A 15,511-nucleotide genomic window follows, 5' to 3' on the forward strand; every position below is an offset into this window, starting at 1 on the left:
TTCTATGAGCGATAAATGCAACGAGCCTCGGAGAAAAACAGTCATTACGCTGTCGGAGGGTCTTTATCGGAGGTTTTGTATGAAATGGGGTGTCCTGGTCCTGCCGCTAGCGCTGGCGGTGAGTGGTTGTGCCAATGTCGCAGAAATCAACGAGACACTGCCGACCATGAGCGTGATCTCAGGTAAAAAGCCCCATGAGTATGCGCAGTGCCTGGTGGAAAAACTGGCCTCCAGCCGCGGAGCCTTGCAGCTTGAGCCGCACAAGGAAGGCGTGCGGGTGATCGTTCCAGGCAAACTCTCCTCGGGTCCGGCAGCGGTCTTCGAGATCGAAGATCGCTCCGGCGGCAGCAGCATCAAGCTCCATGAGCGCATGTCCAATGTGCCGGTACGTCCCAAGGATATACAGCGCGCCGCCACCGCGTGCATTTCCGGCTGATAGACTGTCGTTGTTAGCCTCGATGCCGCCAAACACTGCTTTGGCGGCATTGTCATTTCTGGAGCCGCGCATGAAGCGAGAGCAAGTTCGGGAGCGCCATGCAGAGGGCCATATCTCTGCCACCCACGTGATTCAGAACCCGGCGAATCCGGGGGAATGGATCGTGTTTTTCAAGAAGAGCGCCGGGCGCAGTTATTTCCTGGTGGATGACAACGATGAAGTCGAATCCTTCAGTCGCCTGGATGATTTGATCGAGACCGTGCGCGGCCTCGGGATCAAGTTTGCCGAAATCCACATGTAGGGCAGGGCGCCTTACTTGCAGACCACCACCACGCTGCGGTTCTTGAAGTTGCCCACGTCGACGCCCAGCGTCTTGTCGCTTTCCCTGGTGGCCGGGGTGCCGTCGGTGCCAACGATCCGGTAGCCGGTGCCGGCACACGAGTCATCGGCCTTTTCGTAGCAGGTGGCCCAGGAATTGGCTTCCCCGGAGCAATCGATGGTCAGGCCTTGCTCGCCGTTGTTCAGGTAAATCTTTTCGGAGGTGGCGCAGCCAGTGAGCGCCAGTACCGCAATCAGTGCCAGAAGTTTGTTCATGTCGTTGTCGTCGTCAGATGATGGGGCTAAGCCTGTGACCGCAGCGCTGTCAAAAGGTTATAGCGATTGGCCACTTTGTTGCGGGCAAACATAAAAAAGCCCTGCGCAATGGCAGGGCTGCTCGAATCAGCTGCGTGTCAGGACTTGTCCTTGCCGCGCCGCTTCGGGCCTGCGGGTTGATCTTGCAACACCGATGCCACCTCGATCGCCAACGCTTCGGTCGGGAAAGGTCCGGCGATATTCTCGCCAGCGACGCTGTCTACCCACCATTGGCCGTCTTTCGCCTGATTGATCAGGTACCCGTTGACGCTTTTTGCTACCGACATCTATCTGCCTCGTTGGCTGGGTTCAATCGCGCCATGATACCGCCAAATGCACTCAACGGGGGCTGATGGGCGTATGGTGGTGCGATTGCCGGTCGGCGCAAAGCCGGTGGTCTGTGCTATCAATAAAAGCTTATGGGAACTATCCGCCAGAATATTTCTCTATGATGGCATCGGTTAGCCAGTGCGGGGCATTGTAAGGTGCACGCCGCCTGATTAGACTGCGCCGAAACTCGTACACACAGCCCTTTCAAGGACTTATATGATCAAGAAATGCTTGTTCCCAGCAGCCGGTTACGGTACTCGCTTCCTGCCAGCGACTAAAGCCATGCCCAAAGAAATGCTGCCGGTGGTAAACAAGCCACTGATCCAGTACGGCGTCGAAGAAGCACTGGACGCTGGGTTGACCGAAATCTCCATCGTGACCGGTCGCGGCAAACGCGCTCTGGAAGACCACTTCGACATCAGCTACGAGCTGGAAAACCAGATCAAGGGCACCGACAAGGAAAAATACCTGGTCGGCATCCGTAAACTGCTCGACGAGTGCTCGTTCTCCTACACTCGCCAGACCGAAATGAAAGGCCTGGGCCACGCGATCCTGACCGGCCGTCCGCTGATCGGCGACGAACCTTTCGCTGTGGTACTGGCGGACGACTTGTGCGTCAACCTCGACGGTGACGGCGTCCTGACCCAGATGGTCAAGCTGTACAAGCAGTACCGCTGCTCGATCATCGCGATCCAGGAAGTCGATCCGCTGGAAACCAACAAGTACGGCGTGATCGCTGGCGACTTGATCGGCGACGACCTCTACCGCGTGCGCAACATGGTTGAAAAACCAGCGCCGGAAGATGCACCGTCGAACCTGGCGATCATCGGCCGTTACATCCTGACCCCGGACATCTTCGACCTGATCAAGCAAACCGAGCCAGGCAAGGGCGGCGAAATCCAGATCACCGACGCCCTGATGAAACAGGCGCAAAACGGTTGCGTGATTGCCTACAAGTTCAAAGGCAAGCGTTTCGACTGCGGTGGCGCTGAAGGCTACATCGAAGCGACCAACTTCTGCTTCGAGAACTTCTACAAGACTGGCAAGGCTTACTGATAGCGCCTGACCCACTTGTACTGAGAAAACCACCTTCGGGTGGTTTTTTCGTTTTCCGGCCCCATATTGTCCGCAGCGTTTGCCCAGCGGGCGTCTGCGGGTATGCTGATGGCCTGCCGAGGAGATAGAAATGGCCTACGATTTTGACCTTTATGTGATTGGCGCCGGTTCCGGCGGGGTGCGGGCTGCGCGATTCGCGGCCGGTTTTGGTGCGACAGTGGCCGTGGCCGAAAGTCGCTACTTGGGCGGCACCTGCGTGAATGTCGGCTGCGTGCCGAAAAAACTGCTGGTCTACGGGGCGCACTTCGCCGAAGACTTCGAGCAGTCTTCCGGTTTTGGCTGGACATTGGGTGAAGCGAAATTCGATTGGGCGACGCTGATCGCCAACAAGGATCGCGAGATCAATCGCCTGAACGGCATTTACCGCAACCTGCTGGTCAACAGTGGCGTGACCCTGCATGAAGGCCACGCCAAGATCATCGACCCGCACACGGTCGAGATCAATGGCGAGCGCCACACCGCCAAAAACATTCTGATTGCCACTGGCGGCTGGCCGCAGATCCCGGAAATTCCGGGGCACGAACACGCGATCAGTTCCAATCAGGCATTCTTCCTCAAAGAATTGCCCAAGCGTGTACTGGTGGTTGGCGGCGGTTATATTGCCGTCGAGTTCGCCGGGATTTTCCATGGCCTGGGCGCCGAAACTACGCTGCTGTATCGCGGCGATCTGTTCCTGCGCGGCTTTGATGGCGCGGTGCGCAAGCACTTGCAGGAAGAGCTGACCAAGCGCGGTATGGATCTGCAATTCAACGCCGACATCGAGCGTATCGAGAAACTGGCTGACGGCAGCCTCAAAGCCACCCTCAAGGATGGTCGCGAGCTGGAAGCCGATTGCGTGTTCTACGCCACCGGCCGGCGTCCGATGCTCGACAACCTTGGGCTGGAAAACACTGGCGTCAAACTCGACAAGAAGGGTTTCGTCGAAGTGAACGAGCAATACCAGACCGCCGAGCCGTCGATCCTTGCCCTGGGGGATGTGATCGGTCGCGTGCAGCTGACCCCGGTTGCCCTGGCTGAAGGCATGGCCGTGGCGCGTCGCTTGTTCAAGCCTGAGCAGTATCGCCCGGTGGATTACAAGATGATCCCGACGGCGGTGTTCAGCTTGCCGAACATCGGCACCGTCGGTTTGACCGAAGAGGAGGCCCGGGAAGCCGGGCACGAAGTGGTGATCTACGAAAGCCGTTTCCGGCCGATGAAGCTGACCCTGACCGAGTGTCAGGAGCGCACGCTGATGAAACTGGTGGTGGATGCCAAGACCGACAAGGTCCTGGGTTGCCACATGGTCGGCCCGGATGCCGGGGAAATCGTCCAGGGTCTGGCGATTGCCCTGAAGGCCGGCGCCACCAAGCGCGATTTCGATGAAACCATCGGCGTGCACCCGACGGCCGCCGAAGAGTTCGTGACCATGCGTACGCCAGTCGCCGGTTAATCGTCCTTCGCTGTGTCTGGCGCGGTCGCAACGATCGCCGCCAGGCGCACGCTTTCATCCAGGCTGGCCTGGGTCTTCGCCAATTCGATTTCCAATGACTGATTGATCTGCGACTGCTCGTCGACGTTCTGCTTGAGCGCCTGGCTTTCCAGCAGCGCAATGCGCAGACGTTCCTGGAGGAGGGTGCGTTCGCTGTCGACGCGGTTGGCTTGCTCCAGCAGTTGATCCTGGCGAGTATTGGCCTGTTTGAGATGCTCCTGCAACAGACTCAGCTCGCGCAGCGTTCCCCGGTTCTCGGTCAGCACACGCTCGTTGTCGCGGTGCAGCTGGGTGATCTCATCCTGGCGAACGAGGGCGCTTTGCTGGGCCTGGCGCAATTCCATCTGAATCTGTTGCACCTGGCCTTCGTGACGGCGCTGATCCTGCTCGCGCTGTTCCTTGACCGCATTGCGATAGTGCTCCAGCGCCTCCCGGGCGTGCAGGTGCTTTTCTTCAAGGGAGCGGATCTGCTCGTCCTTGTCTTTCAAACGTAATTCGAAATCTGCCAGCGCCTGATTCAGCCCGGCGTTGCGGGTCTGCTCGGTCTGCAGCATCGAGCGGGTTTCCAGCAACGCATCGGATTCCTGGGTCAGTGCCAGGCTTTGAATCTCGTATTGCTGATGCAGTTCGGTGTTGGCCTCGCGGGCTTCTTCGAGCTGAGACTCGAGCGCCTTGCGCTGGCGATCGAACTGCTCGCGCGCCTGATCGATGGGCTCTTGCGCCTGTTCCTTGAGGCGTTGCGCCAGGCGCGCCACCAAGCCTGCCAGCTCATCGTCAATCGGTTCGGCCGTTTCTTCAGCGCGTTCCGCGCCGCCATCCAACTCTTTCAAATAGCGATGAATCGTGGTTTTCGAGCCGGTATTGCCCATCTCGATCCGTACAGCATCGATGCTTGGGTTTTCGCCGCGGGCGAGGATCGCCGAGCGGGCCGCTTGTACTACCGCTTTATTTACGCCGCCACGAGCCATGAGTTCTCCTACGATTTCGTACTGTGGTACATATCATCAAGTACGCAGTGTACCATTCCACAATAAAAGTTAAATACTTTAAGTTTTTGACGCGGGATATACTGGTATTACCCCGTGTGATGAGCTGATCGCCGGGTTTTCACCCGCCAAAGCGGTACGTTTTCAAGAGTTGAGCCCATGACCGATCTGGATCGCTACCTGCAAGCCGCCACCCGCGACAACACCCGCCGCAGCTACCGGGCGGCCATCGAGCACTTCGAAGTCAGTTGGGGTGGGTTCCTGCCGGCGACGAGCGACAGCGTCGCGCGCTACCTGGTCGCACATGCGGGCGTGCTGTCGATCAATACGCTGAAACTGCGCCTCTCAGCGTTGGCGCAATGGCACAACAGCCAAGGCTTTGCCGATCCGACCAAGGCGCCGGTGGTGCGTCAGGTGTTCAAGGGGATTCGCGCGTTGCACCCGGCCCAGGAGAAACAGGCCGAGCCATTGCAGCTTCAGCACTTGGAACAAGTGGTGGCGTGGCTGGAGCAGGAAGCTCAAACCGCCCGCACTGAAGGTGATCAACCCGGCTTGCTGAGAGCAAGGCGCGATACGGCGTTGATCCTGCTGGGCTTCTGGCGTGGCTTTCGCAGTGATGAGTTGTGCCGTTTGCGAATCGAGCACGTAAAGGCCATCGCCCAGTCCGGCATCACGCTCTACCTGCCACGCAGCAAGAGCGACCGCGAAAACCTCGGCAAGACCTACCAGACCCCGGCGTTGCAGCGTTTGTGTCCAGTGCAGGCCTACATCAACTGGATCACCGAAGCGGCATTGGTTCGCGGGCCGGTGTTCCGCGGTATCGACCGTTGGGGCCATCTGAGCGAGGAGGGTTTGCACGCCAACAGCGTGATTCCGCTGCTGCGCCAGGCGCTGGAGCGCGCCGGAATTCCCGCCGAGCACTACACCAGTCACTCCTTGCGACGCGGTTTTGCAACATGGGCCCATCAAAGTGGTTGGGATTTGAAGTCGTTGATGAGCTACGTGGGCTGGAAGGATATGAAATCCGCCATGCGCTATGTTGAAGCCAGCCCGTTTCTCGGGATGACACCCCTCGCGGAAAAAACCATTGGCGCTGCTCAGTAAGTTTTCTTCTATTAATACTGTCGGCTAATAGCGAAAACCAATGAGCAGCATGAGCTTTGCCAATGAGCCATCCGGCCATCGAGTGGGTAGGATTCACCACATCAACTTCTCAACCCAAACTTTTCAACCCTGACGGAGAGTCACCGATGCCTATCATCAACAGCCAAGTAAAACCGTTCAAAGCTACCGCTTACAAAAATGGCGACTTCGTACAAGTGTCGGACGCTGACCTGAAAGGCAAGTGGTCGGTCGTGTTCTTCTACCCAGCCGACTTCACCTTCGTTTGCCCAACCGAACTGGAAGACCTGGCCGACAACTACGGCGCGTTCCAGAAACTGGGCGTCGAAATCTACAGCGTTTCCACTGATACCCACTTTGCTCACGCTGCCTGGCACAACACTTCGCCAGCCATCGGCAAAATCGAATACACCATGATCGGCGACCCGACCCACGCCATCTCCCGCAACTTCGACGTGCTGATCGAAGAAGTTGGCCTGGCTGATCGTGGCACCTTCGTGATCAACCCTGAAGGCCAGATCAAAATCGTCGAACTGAACGACGGCGGTGTTGGTCGTGACGCTTCCGAGCTGCTGCGCAAAATCAAGGCCGCTCAGTACGTTGCTGCTCACCCGGGCGAAGTCTGCCCAGCCAAGTGGAAAGAAGGCGAAGCCACCCTGGCTCCGTCCCTGGACCTGGTCGGCAAGATCTAAGTCTGTGACACCAGCAATATCAGGGCGGGTTTCCGCACCTCAGTAAGCTGCAACCGCCCAATAAAAACGCCCGGGCGAGATTCGCTCGGGCGTTTTTTTTCGCCACAAATAAAGGAAATCGCCCGTATGTTGGACGCCAATCTTAAAGCCCAGTTGAAATCGTACCTGGAACGGGTCACCCAGCCGATCGAGATCGTTGCCTCCCTCGACGACGGTGCGAAATCCCAGGAAATGCTTGAACTGCTGAAAGACGTTGCCAGTCTTTCCACTCAAATTACTTTGCTCGACAACGGTGATGATGCTCGCAAACCATCGTTCTCGATCAACCGCCCGGGAGCTGACATCAGCCTGCGTTTCGCTGGCATCCCGATGGGCCACGAATTCACGTCGTTGGTGCTGGCCTTGCTGCAAGTCGGCGGCCACCCTTCGAAAGCCAGCGTTGAAGTGATCGAACAGATCCGCTCACTCAAAGGCCAGTTCAGCTTCGAGACGTACTTCTCGCTGTCCTGCCAGAACTGCCCGGACGTGGTCCAGGCGCTGAACCTGATGGCTGTGCTGAACCCGAACATTCGCCACGTCGCCATCGACGGTGCGCTGTTCCAGGCTGAAGTCGATGACCGCAAGATCATGGCCGTGCCGAGCATCTACCTCAACGGCGAACTCTTCGGCCAGGGCCGCATGGGCCTCGAAGAAATCCTCGCCAAGATCGACACCAGCGGTGCCGAGCGCCAGGCCGAAAAAATCAGCGCCAAAGAAGCCTTTGATGTATTGATCGTCGGCGGTGGTCCGGCCGGTGCTTCGGCGGCGATCTACGCGGCTCGTAAAGGCATTCGTACCGGTGTGGCGGCTGAGCGTTTTGGTGGTCAGGTGCTGGACACCATGGCCATCGAGAACTTCATCTCCGTGCAGGAAACCGAAGGGCCGAAACTGGCCAGCGCCCTGGAAGAACACGTCAAGCAGTACGACGTTGACATCATGAACCTGCAACGGGCTACCGCGTTGATCCCGGCGAAGAATGTCGGCGAGTTGCACGAAGTGCGCTTTGAAAGCGGTGCCAGCCTGAAAACCAAGGCGCTGATCCTCGCCACCGGCGCCCGCTGGCGCGAAATGGGTGTGCCGGGCGAGCAGGAATATAAGGCCAAGGGCGTGTGCTTCTGCCCGCACTGCGATGGTCCGTTGTTCAAGGGCAAGCGAGTGGCGGTGATCGGTGGCGGTAACTCCGGCGTCGAAGCAGCCATCGACCTGGCGGGTATTGTCAGCCACGTTACGCTGCTGGAATTCGACAGCAAGCTGCGCGCCGATGCCGTACTGCAACGCAAGTTGTACAGCCTGCCGAACGTCAACGTCATCACCAGCGCGCTGACCAGCGAAGTGAAAGGCGATGGCCAGAAGGTGACCGGTCTGGTCTACAAGGATCGCGATTCGGGTGAGTTCAACACGGTCGAGCTGGAAGGGATCTTCGTGCAAATCGGCCTGTTACCTAACACCGATTGGCTCAAAGGCACCGTCGAGCTGACGCCTCGTGGCGAGATCATTGTCGATGCGCGTGGCGAAACCTCGCTGCCAGGTGTGTTCGCCGCTGGTGACGTGACCACCGTGCCGTACAAGCAGATCGTGATTGCGGTGGGCGAGGGCGCCAAGGCTTCCCTGAGTGCATTCGATCACCTGATCCGGACCTCGGCCCCGGCTTAAACGCCAACGCTGAAAACACAAAACCCCATGAGTGATCATGGGGTTTTTTTGTGCCTGATGCTGATCGTTCCTACGCCGCTGATCGTTACCACGCAGAGCGTGGGAACGATCGGCGGTGGTGTATTTTTACATCGGCGCCGGCTGAATGATCTCGACCCAGTAAGCATCCGGGTCCTTGATAAACGCCAGGCTCTTCATGCAGCCATCGTTCAAGCGCTTCTGGAAATCACAGCCCAGCGCTTCGAAACGCTCACACGCGGCGCGGATGTCCGGCACCGAAATGCAGATATGACCGAAGCCACGCGGGTCGGTGTTACCGTTGTGGTAAGCAAATTCCGGATCGTTCTCGGTGCCGTGGTTGTGGGTCAGTTCCAGAATGCCGGGGATCGACTTCATCCACTCGGTACGTGCCGCCGCATCGGCCGGGATCTGGTTTTTATCGACCAGTGCGAGGAAGTACAGGCTGAACTCGGCTTCCGGGAAGTCGCGCTTTTCAACCAGCGAGAAACCGAGGATGCGTGTGTAGAAATCCAGGGATTTGGTGATGTCCTTGACCCGCAACATGGTGTGGTTGAAGACGAACTTCTGGGTAGCGGTATCAGGTTGGGCGGTGACGCCGGGGAAGGTGTTCAATTCGTGCAGGCTCATGGGCCCTCCGGAAAATAAGTGGGGCTGGCGATGGTCGCAATGATACGCAAGCGGCCCGGCATCGCCAAACCAAAACGCCCGGCTATTGCCTGTCGGGCGGGTGAGGCTCAGACTTTGTGGCTCAATCTGTGAGTACCTCTCGTAATGATCCGACCGTTTGCATCGCTATTCGTTTTCATGGGTTTGTTGGCGCTGGCCACGGCGTCGCAGGCCGACACCCCGAGCATTACCTGGCCCAGTGGCTGGGAGGTGGAAGTCATTACGCCAAATGACGCCACGCCGCAGGTGTCCCGCCAGCGCGCAGTAAAAAACGACGCCGATGGCAATCAGGTGCTGGTGATGGAACTGACGATGACCCCGGTGGAAAGCGACCACCAGGTGAACTTGCAGGGTGTGTTGCTGGAAATGCGCAAGTCGTTGCAAAAGGACTTTTTCCAGGGCGGGTATCAAAGTGTCTGTAACCGGATTCACCCCACGATGTTGAGCCGACTGTCAGCGCTTGAAACCACTTGTACGGTCACTCAGAACGGTCGACATGTGCTGTCTCAAACATTGGTCGCGGCTGTGGAAGCGGACAGGGCCTATGTTCTTTCCTACGCGGGGCAGGCTGAGGTTTATAAGGCAAGTCAGGACGAAATAGCGGCTGCCCGCAACAGCTTGAAACTTTAGATGAAGAATTGAGCGGCAACGGGTTTTGGCAGGTCCGGCTTTTACATGCCCAAAGGGATTAAACACAAAGTTTGCCGGCAAGTATCGAGCACCGGCGGAGGTGGCTGTCCCCGTTACTAGGCGTTTCCAACTTGATGGGCGACTATCGTTGCATTTGTTAGATATTGTCCATAAAAAAGCCCTGCATTAGCAGGGCTTTTCTTTGTTGCCGCGAAGGGTTAGCCACGCAACCAGGAATCGACGGTGGCGGCACCGTACTGTTCTTTCCAGGCTTTCAGGCCGCGGTGGTTGCCGCCCTTGGTTTCAATCAGTTCACCGGTGTGCGGGTTGTGATAGACCTTGACGACGCGGGCACGTCGGGTTTTAGGCGCTGCTGCCTGTTGCAGGCCCGATTTAGCCGGGTTCGGATCGAGAATGGCGATGATGTCGCGCAGGCTTTTGCCGTAGGTTTTCATCAGCCCCTGGAGCTTTTCTTCGAATTCGATTTCTTTCTTGAGCCCGGCATCGTTCTTCAAGGATTCGAGCTGCTTGAGCTGTTCTTGAAGAGCCTTTTCAGCTGCACGAAATTCAGCGAGTCTGGACAATATCTTTACTCCAATAGTGTGTTTGGCTGATACCAACCGCAAACAAAGCTATAAGCCAAGAGCCTTGAAGCGACTCGGTGATAATGGCTCGCCTGCCAATCTTGCGCAGGCATGAAAAATTGTAGTAGTTAATGGCCCAAGAGTAAATCATGTCTTTTTCTTCATGTAACAACAGCAGTCTTTTGATGCAATTTGGTGCAACGTTTCGTTATTTACCCAGCCAGTTAATGGTGACTTAATGCATTAATGAAGTCCGCACCGGGCATGGGTCGACCGAACAGGTAGCCTTGCAGGAAGTTTACGTTGTGCGCCGTCAGGTAATCGCTTTGCTCTTGGGTTTCCACACCTTCGGCAACAATTCCCAGGTCCAGCTTGGCCGAGAGTTCGATGATGCTGTCCAGAATATGCCGGGAAAGCGCATCGGCACCGATCATGGCGATGAAGCTTTGATCGATTTTCAGGAAGTCCACGTTGAACTGGCGCAAGTACCCCAGGCTTGAATGGCCGGTGCCGAAATCATCGATCGCAATCATCACGCCCAAGCCGTGCAGTTGCTCGAATAGCTGATGAGTCAGGGCCGTCGGTTCGATCAGTTCGCGCTCCGTCAACTCCAGCACCAGGCTGACGCTGCCCGGCGCAAAAGCGCTGAGAAACGTTCGGCAATCCTCCACCAGTTCCAGGTCCTGGCAATGGCTGGCGGTGATGTTGACACCGATATGAAACGGGCGGTCGAACGAGGTCGATAGCGGTGCCAGCAGCGCGGCAGTCTGCTGCATCAAGGAACGGGTCATCGGCACGATCAGCCCCGAGTGTTCGGCAAACGGGATAAACAGATCCGGCCGCACCAAACCTTCCTTGGGATGATTCCAGCGCATCAGCACCTCGGCGCCGCTCCATTTTTTAGTGTCGCCATGCACCACCGGTTGAAAATACGGAATGAACTCACCGGCCTCCAGCGCGCGCTGCAGTTCAACGCTGGGCGACGAAGCACGCTTTTGCAGGACATGCCCGATCGAGCCCGACACCACGCCAAAGAAGATCAGCAGGCTGAACAGCGGCGGGTACTCGCTGCTCATGTAGCGCCAGGTTTCACCCTCGGGAAAACCGGCGGCCACGGTAAACGCATAGTGCTCGGAAACCCGCACACTTTGCGCCACCGGCAAGACGGGCAGGGCACCGTCCTGGACCTTGCCGTCGGCGGACAACCAGTGATTGCCTACCTGCAGCAACAACGAAGTCTGGCGGCCGATCAGCCGCAGCACATTGCTCAAGTGGTAGCCGTCGAGGGTGGTCAGCGCACCCTTTTTTTCATCACTGAGGCGATAGACCAACAACGCGGTGTTGGGCGTCACAGGGTTGCCACTCATCAACCACAACTGGCCTTGGGTGTAGTCGCCGGGGTTGACCTTTTCCTGATAGTCGCCGAACAACGAACTGCAATAGAGGTTGTTGTCCCACACCAGATTGGTCGAACGCACGAACGGCCGGCGCGTCACCTGTTCGCGCAACGCCAGTTTGGCGTCGATGCAACTATCGCCCGCCAGTGGCAGCAACACCCGCGCCGCCTCAGCGGTGTTGTCGAGCATCAGGTTGAATTGGCGCAAAGCTTCGTCGGCGGTTTGTTCGGTACTTTGTTTCAGCGCGCGTCCGGCTTGCATATATAGGATGGCGAAGCCCAGCAGAACCGGGAGCACCCCGCTCAAAATGGTCACAGCAATCCGGGTGCTGCGCTTGCGGCGGGATTTGACGGTCAGTGGCATTGGCGAAACCTGTGGCGATGAAATTAGGAGAATAGATGGCCGTTCGCGCTTATGCCGTCATCAATAGCTCAGGCCCGAGGCCAGTTGGATAAAGGCCAGTGTCGCCGGCGAAGATTGACGCTGATCCAGCACCGCCAACCCGACCTGGCGCTTGACCGCGGGTGACAGCGGCCGTTTCACGTAGCGGCGGTCGTCGTCTTCCGGCAATGAGCTTTCGGCAACGACCGTCAGCGCATCGCCACGGCCCACGGTGTCGAGGGTGCTGAGCAGTTGCGAGCAGCGAAAGCGAATGTTTGGCGTCAGCCTCGCGGCGTTGAACAGCCGGGACACCAGCTCCGAAGAACCGGCCTCGGTCAGCACGAAAGGGTCCTGGCACAAGTCGTTCAAACTCAAGCTCGCGTGCGCCGTCAGCGGATGATTGGCGGGCAGCAACGCCACCATCTGGTCCTCGATCAGCGCAAACGTGTCGAAACGCTCCTCGGGCAGCACCACAAAACCCACATCGATGCGCCGCTCTTCCAACCACTGAATCACCTGACGGTCAGGGCCTTCGTCAATATGCACTTCAATGCCGGGATGAGCCGCGCGGTAGTTTTCCAGAATCTTTGGCAGCAACTTGATCGATGACGTCGGGCCGAATGAGCCGATGCGCAGCGTGCCGCGTTTCATTCCACGGGCATCGGCGGCTTCCTGGCGCAGGGTGTTGGCTAACCCGAGCATTGCCCGGGCGCGCAGCAACAGTTGCTGGCCGATATCGCTGAGTTCGACCTGGGACTGATGCCGACGCAGCAACTCGACACCCAGTTCTTGCTCCAGCGCCTTGAGCGCATGGGACACCGCCGATTGCGAGATTCCCAGGCGATTGGCGGCGGCGGTGAAACCGTGCAGTTCGGCGACGAGGGAGAAGATTTCCAGTTGGGTCAGGGTCATGAGTGTTTACTCATTTTACGATGATCAGATATTAGCCGGATCATACGGCATCTGTTCTTCGGGTGACCTATGACTAGCTATGAACCAAACCTGACGAAACCGTCGGATATGCCGGTATATCTGAAGCTGGCGGCGGTAACGATGGTCTGGGGCGGGACTTTCGTGGCGGGCCGGTTTTTGACCGACAGCCTCAGCCCGTTGTTTGCCGCGAGCCTGCGGTTTTTACTGGCCAGCGTGGCGTTGCTGCTGTTTGTGCTGCTGGCCCGCGTGCCGCTGGTGCGCCCCAGCCTCAGGCAATGGCTGCAGTTGGCGTTATTGGGGTTCTTCGGGATCTTCTTCTATAACCTGTGCTTCTTTTACGGGCTGCATTACATCAACGCGTCCCGGGCGTCGCTGATTGTGGCGTTGAATCCGGCGGTGATTGGCCTGGCATCCTGGCTGCTGTTCAAGGAGCGCTTGAGCCGGGCGAAAGTGGCGGGGATCGCGATCTGTATCGCCGGGGCAGGGCTGGTGATTGTCAATCGCAACCCACAATTGCTCGCGGCCAATGCCGATGCGTGGATCGGCGATCTGCTGATCTTCGGCTGCGTGCTGAGCTGGGGTGTTTATTCGCTGTTCTCCAAGGGCCTGAATCAAACGCTGGGGCCGGTGCAGACGGTGACGTATTCGATTCTGCTGGGCACGGCGATGCTTTGGCTCACCAGCGCTGTGCGCGGCGAGTTGAGTGTCGAGGCGCTCCTCAACCTGGGTCCGCAACAATGGCTGAGCCTGATGTACTTGGGTGTACTCGGCTCGGCGCTGGCCTACATAGGCTATTACGACGGCATTCGTAAAATCGGCGCGACCCGTTCCGGCGTGTTCATTGCCTTGAATCCATTGACCGCCGTGATCCTCGGTGCGCTCCTGCTGGGCGAGCAGTTGACGCTGGCCATGTGCCTGGGTGGCGGGCTGATCCTGGCGGGGATTTACCTGTGCAACAAACCGCTTGCGCCGCCTGGGAAAAAGGGGATTTGATACAGAAGGCGGACAAACCGTTTTACGCTGTGTAGAATCGGGTTACGCATACAATAATAAACGCCTTCTGACACCAGAAGCCTCGCCCGCAAGAGCCTTGGGTCGATAATGAAGAGTTTTGGGTTTCAACTGATCTACGGTGACTTCCTCGCCCGCAGCGTTCGGGGCATCTCCTGCGCGCCACCCGTCAGCGTCAGCATTGCTAGCAACTAACGATCCGTTAATTCTAAGAATGATGATGAGGCGCCAACCATGGCAGATTTATACGAAAACCCAATGGGCCTGATGGGCTTTGAATTCATTGAGTTCGCATCGCCGACCCCGAACACCCTGGAGCCGATCTTCGAGATCATGGGCTTCACCAAGGTCGCGACCCACCGTTCCAAAGATGTGCACCTGTATCGCCAGGGCCAGATCAACCTGATCCTCAACAACGAACCCCATAGCGTCGCTTCGTACTTCGCGGCCGAGCACGGTCCGTCGGTGTGCGGCATGGCGTTTCGCGTCAAGAACGCGCAACAGGCGTTTGCCCGTGCCCTGGAACTCGGCGCGCAGCCGATTCATATCGAAACCGGCCCGATGGAGCTGAACCTGCCCGCGATCAAAGGCATCGGCGGCGCGCCGCTGTACCTGATCGACCGTTTTGGCGAAGGCAGCTCGATCTACGACATCGACTTCGTGTTCATCGAAGGCGTTGACCGCAATCCGGAAGGGGCGGGCCTGAAGATCATCGATCACCTGACCCACAACGTCTATCGCGGACGCATGGCCTACTGGGCCAACTTCTACGAGAAGCTGTTCAACTTCCGTGAAATCCGCTACTTCGACATCAAGGGCGAATACACCGGCCTGACCTCCAAGGCCATGACCGCGCCGGATGGCATGATCCGTATCCCGTTGAACGAAGAATCGTCCAAGGGCGCCGGGCAGATCGAAGAGTTCCTGATGCAGTTCAACGGCGAAGGCATCCAGCACGTCGCGTTCCTCAGCGACAACCTGATCGACACCTGGGATCGCCTGAAGAAAATCGGCATGCGCTTCATGACCGCGCCGCCGGAAACCTATTACGAAATGCTCGAAGGCCGTTTGCCGAACCACGGCGAACCGGTCGATCAACTGCAATCGCGGGGGATCCTGCTGGACGGTTCGTCCGAGTCGGGCGACCGCCGCCTGCTGCTGCAGATCTTCTCGGAAACCCTGATGGGCCCGGTGTTCTTCGAATTCATCCAGCGTAAAGGCGATGATGGTTTCGGCGAGGGTAACTTCAAGGCGTTGTTCGAATCGATCGAGCGTGATCAGGTTCGTCGTGGTGTGTTGTCCACGGACTAAACCACCGCAGATGTAAAAAAGCCCGGTCAGCAGCAATGCTGGCCGGGCTTTTCTTTGGCTGACACATTCCCTTGTAGGAGCGAGGCTTGCCCGCGAAGGCGT

Annotated in this window: 17 protein-coding genes; 10 read left to right on the forward strand and 7 right to left on the reverse strand. The window is 57.9% G+C overall.

The window, feature by feature from the left end; all coding sequences use genetic code 11:
- Positions 1-79 precede the first annotated feature (79 nt).
- Together HKK53_RS03010 and HKK53_RS03015 are read left to right on the forward strand one after the other, a co-directional pair.
- Entirely contained in the window at positions 80-436 is a 357-nt protein-coding gene (locus tag HKK53_RS03010; RefSeq protein ID WP_169369331.1) for a hypothetical protein, read from the forward strand.
- Positions 437-506: 70 nt separating this feature from the next.
- Positions 507-737, forward strand: coding sequence for a hypothetical protein (locus HKK53_RS03015; protein ID WP_027922990.1), 231 nt, complete (start codon positions 507-509; stop codon positions 735-737).
- Positions 738-748: 11 nt separating this feature from the next.
- On the opposite strand, the gene HKK53_RS03020 is transcribed toward HKK53_RS03015, so the two are convergent.
- On the reverse strand, positions 749-1,030 hold the full coding sequence (locus HKK53_RS03020) for a hypothetical protein (RefSeq protein ID WP_169369333.1): 282 nt from the start codon (positions 1,028-1,030) through the stop codon (positions 749-751).
- A gap of 137 nt (positions 1,031-1,167) precedes the next feature.
- Positions 1,168-1,356 (reverse strand): hypothetical protein, encoded by a 189-nt coding sequence (locus HKK53_RS03025; RefSeq protein ID WP_054050563.1) that lies wholly within the window; start codon positions 1,354-1,356, stop codon positions 1,168-1,170.
- A 259-nt stretch (positions 1,357-1,615) separates the two neighbouring features.
- Here HKK53_RS03025 and galU point away from each other — a divergent pair, with 259 nt between their 5' ends.
- Both galU and gorA read left to right on the forward strand, forming a co-directional pair.
- On the forward strand, positions 1,616-2,455 hold the full coding sequence (galU, locus tag HKK53_RS03030; protein ID WP_054050566.1) for a UTP--glucose-1-phosphate uridylyltransferase GalU: 840 nt from the start codon (positions 1,616-1,618) through the stop codon (positions 2,453-2,455).
- A gap of 130 nt (positions 2,456-2,585) precedes the next feature.
- On the forward strand, positions 2,586-3,944 hold the full coding sequence (gene gorA, locus HKK53_RS03035) for a glutathione-disulfide reductase (protein ID WP_169369335.1): 1,359 nt from the start codon (positions 2,586-2,588) through the stop codon (positions 3,942-3,944).
- On the opposite strand, the gene HKK53_RS03040 is transcribed toward gorA, so the two are convergent.
- A complete protein-coding gene (locus HKK53_RS03040; protein WP_169369337.1) occupies positions 3,941-4,951 on the reverse strand; it encodes a DNA-binding protein in 1,011 nt (336 codons plus the stop codon). The two genes, gorA and HKK53_RS03040, sit on opposite strands and share 4 nt — an antisense overlap.
- A 177-nt stretch (positions 4,952-5,128) precedes the next feature.
- Between HKK53_RS03040 and HKK53_RS03045 the strand changes: the two genes are divergently transcribed.
- From HKK53_RS03045 to ahpF, 3 genes are all read left to right on the forward strand, one after another.
- Positions 5,129-6,073, forward strand: a complete 945-nt coding sequence (locus HKK53_RS03045) for a site-specific integrase (RefSeq protein ID WP_169369339.1) — start codon at positions 5,129-5,131, stop codon at positions 6,071-6,073.
- A gap of 146 nt (positions 6,074-6,219) precedes the next feature.
- The gene (gene ahpC, locus HKK53_RS03050; protein WP_133836445.1) at positions 6,220-6,783 is read left to right on the forward strand and encodes an alkyl hydroperoxide reductase subunit C; all 564 of its coding nucleotides are present in this window, start codon (positions 6,220-6,222) and stop codon (positions 6,781-6,783) included.
- A 126-nt stretch (positions 6,784-6,909) separates the two neighbouring features.
- The gene (gene ahpF, locus HKK53_RS03055; RefSeq protein ID WP_169369341.1) at positions 6,910-8,475 is read left to right on the forward strand and encodes an alkyl hydroperoxide reductase subunit F; all 1,566 of its coding nucleotides are present in this window, start codon (positions 6,910-6,912) and stop codon (positions 8,473-8,475) included.
- A 126-nt stretch (positions 8,476-8,601) separates the two neighbouring features.
- Here ahpF and gloA read toward each other — a convergent pair whose 3' ends face one another.
- Positions 8,602-9,123 carry a lactoylglutathione lyase gene (gene gloA, locus HKK53_RS03060; RefSeq protein WP_169369343.1) on the reverse strand — a complete coding sequence of 174 codons (522 nt, stop codon included), beginning with the start codon at positions 9,121-9,123 and terminating at the stop codon, positions 8,602-8,604.
- Positions 9,124-9,267: 144 nt separating this feature from the next.
- On the opposite strand from gloA, the gene HKK53_RS03065 reads away from it, so the two are divergent.
- Positions 9,268-9,792, forward strand: coding sequence for a DUF4946 domain-containing protein (locus tag HKK53_RS03065; protein ID WP_169369345.1), 525 nt, complete (start codon positions 9,268-9,270; stop codon positions 9,790-9,792).
- Between the two features lie 218 nt (positions 9,793-10,010).
- On the opposite strand, the gene HKK53_RS03070 is transcribed toward HKK53_RS03065, so the two are convergent.
- The 3 genes from HKK53_RS03070 to HKK53_RS03080 form a co-directional block, all read right to left on the reverse strand.
- The gene (locus HKK53_RS03070; protein ID WP_123408041.1) at positions 10,011-10,376 is read right to left on the reverse strand and encodes a histone-like nucleoid-structuring protein, MvaT/MvaU family; all 366 of its coding nucleotides are present in this window, start codon (positions 10,374-10,376) and stop codon (positions 10,011-10,013) included.
- Between the two features lie 224 nt (positions 10,377-10,600).
- Complete coding sequence (locus HKK53_RS03075; protein ID WP_169369347.1) at positions 10,601-12,136, reverse strand: EAL domain-containing protein; 1,536 nt, start codon at positions 12,134-12,136, stop codon at positions 10,601-10,603.
- A gap of 60 nt (positions 12,137-12,196) precedes the next feature.
- Positions 12,197-13,066: a LysR family transcriptional regulator gene (locus HKK53_RS03080; protein WP_169369349.1), complete on the reverse strand. Its 870-nt coding sequence runs from the start codon at positions 13,064-13,066 to the stop codon at positions 12,197-12,199.
- A gap of 69 nt (positions 13,067-13,135) precedes the next feature.
- On the opposite strand from HKK53_RS03080, the gene HKK53_RS03085 reads away from it, so the two are divergent.
- On the forward strand, positions 13,136-14,080 hold the full coding sequence (locus tag HKK53_RS03085) for a DMT family transporter (RefSeq protein WP_169369351.1): 945 nt from the start codon (positions 13,136-13,138) through the stop codon (positions 14,078-14,080).
- 252 nt (positions 14,081-14,332) lie between these two features.
- The gene (gene hppD, locus HKK53_RS03090) at positions 14,333-15,409 is read left to right on the forward strand and encodes a 4-hydroxyphenylpyruvate dioxygenase (RefSeq protein ID WP_169369353.1); all 1,077 of its coding nucleotides are present in this window, start codon (positions 14,333-14,335) and stop codon (positions 15,407-15,409) included.
- Positions 15,410-15,511 lie beyond the last annotated feature (102 nt).

Source organism: Pseudomonas sp. ADAK7, from assembly GCF_012935675.1.
Classification (GTDB): Bacteria; Pseudomonadota; Gammaproteobacteria; order Pseudomonadales; family Pseudomonadaceae; genus Aquipseudomonas.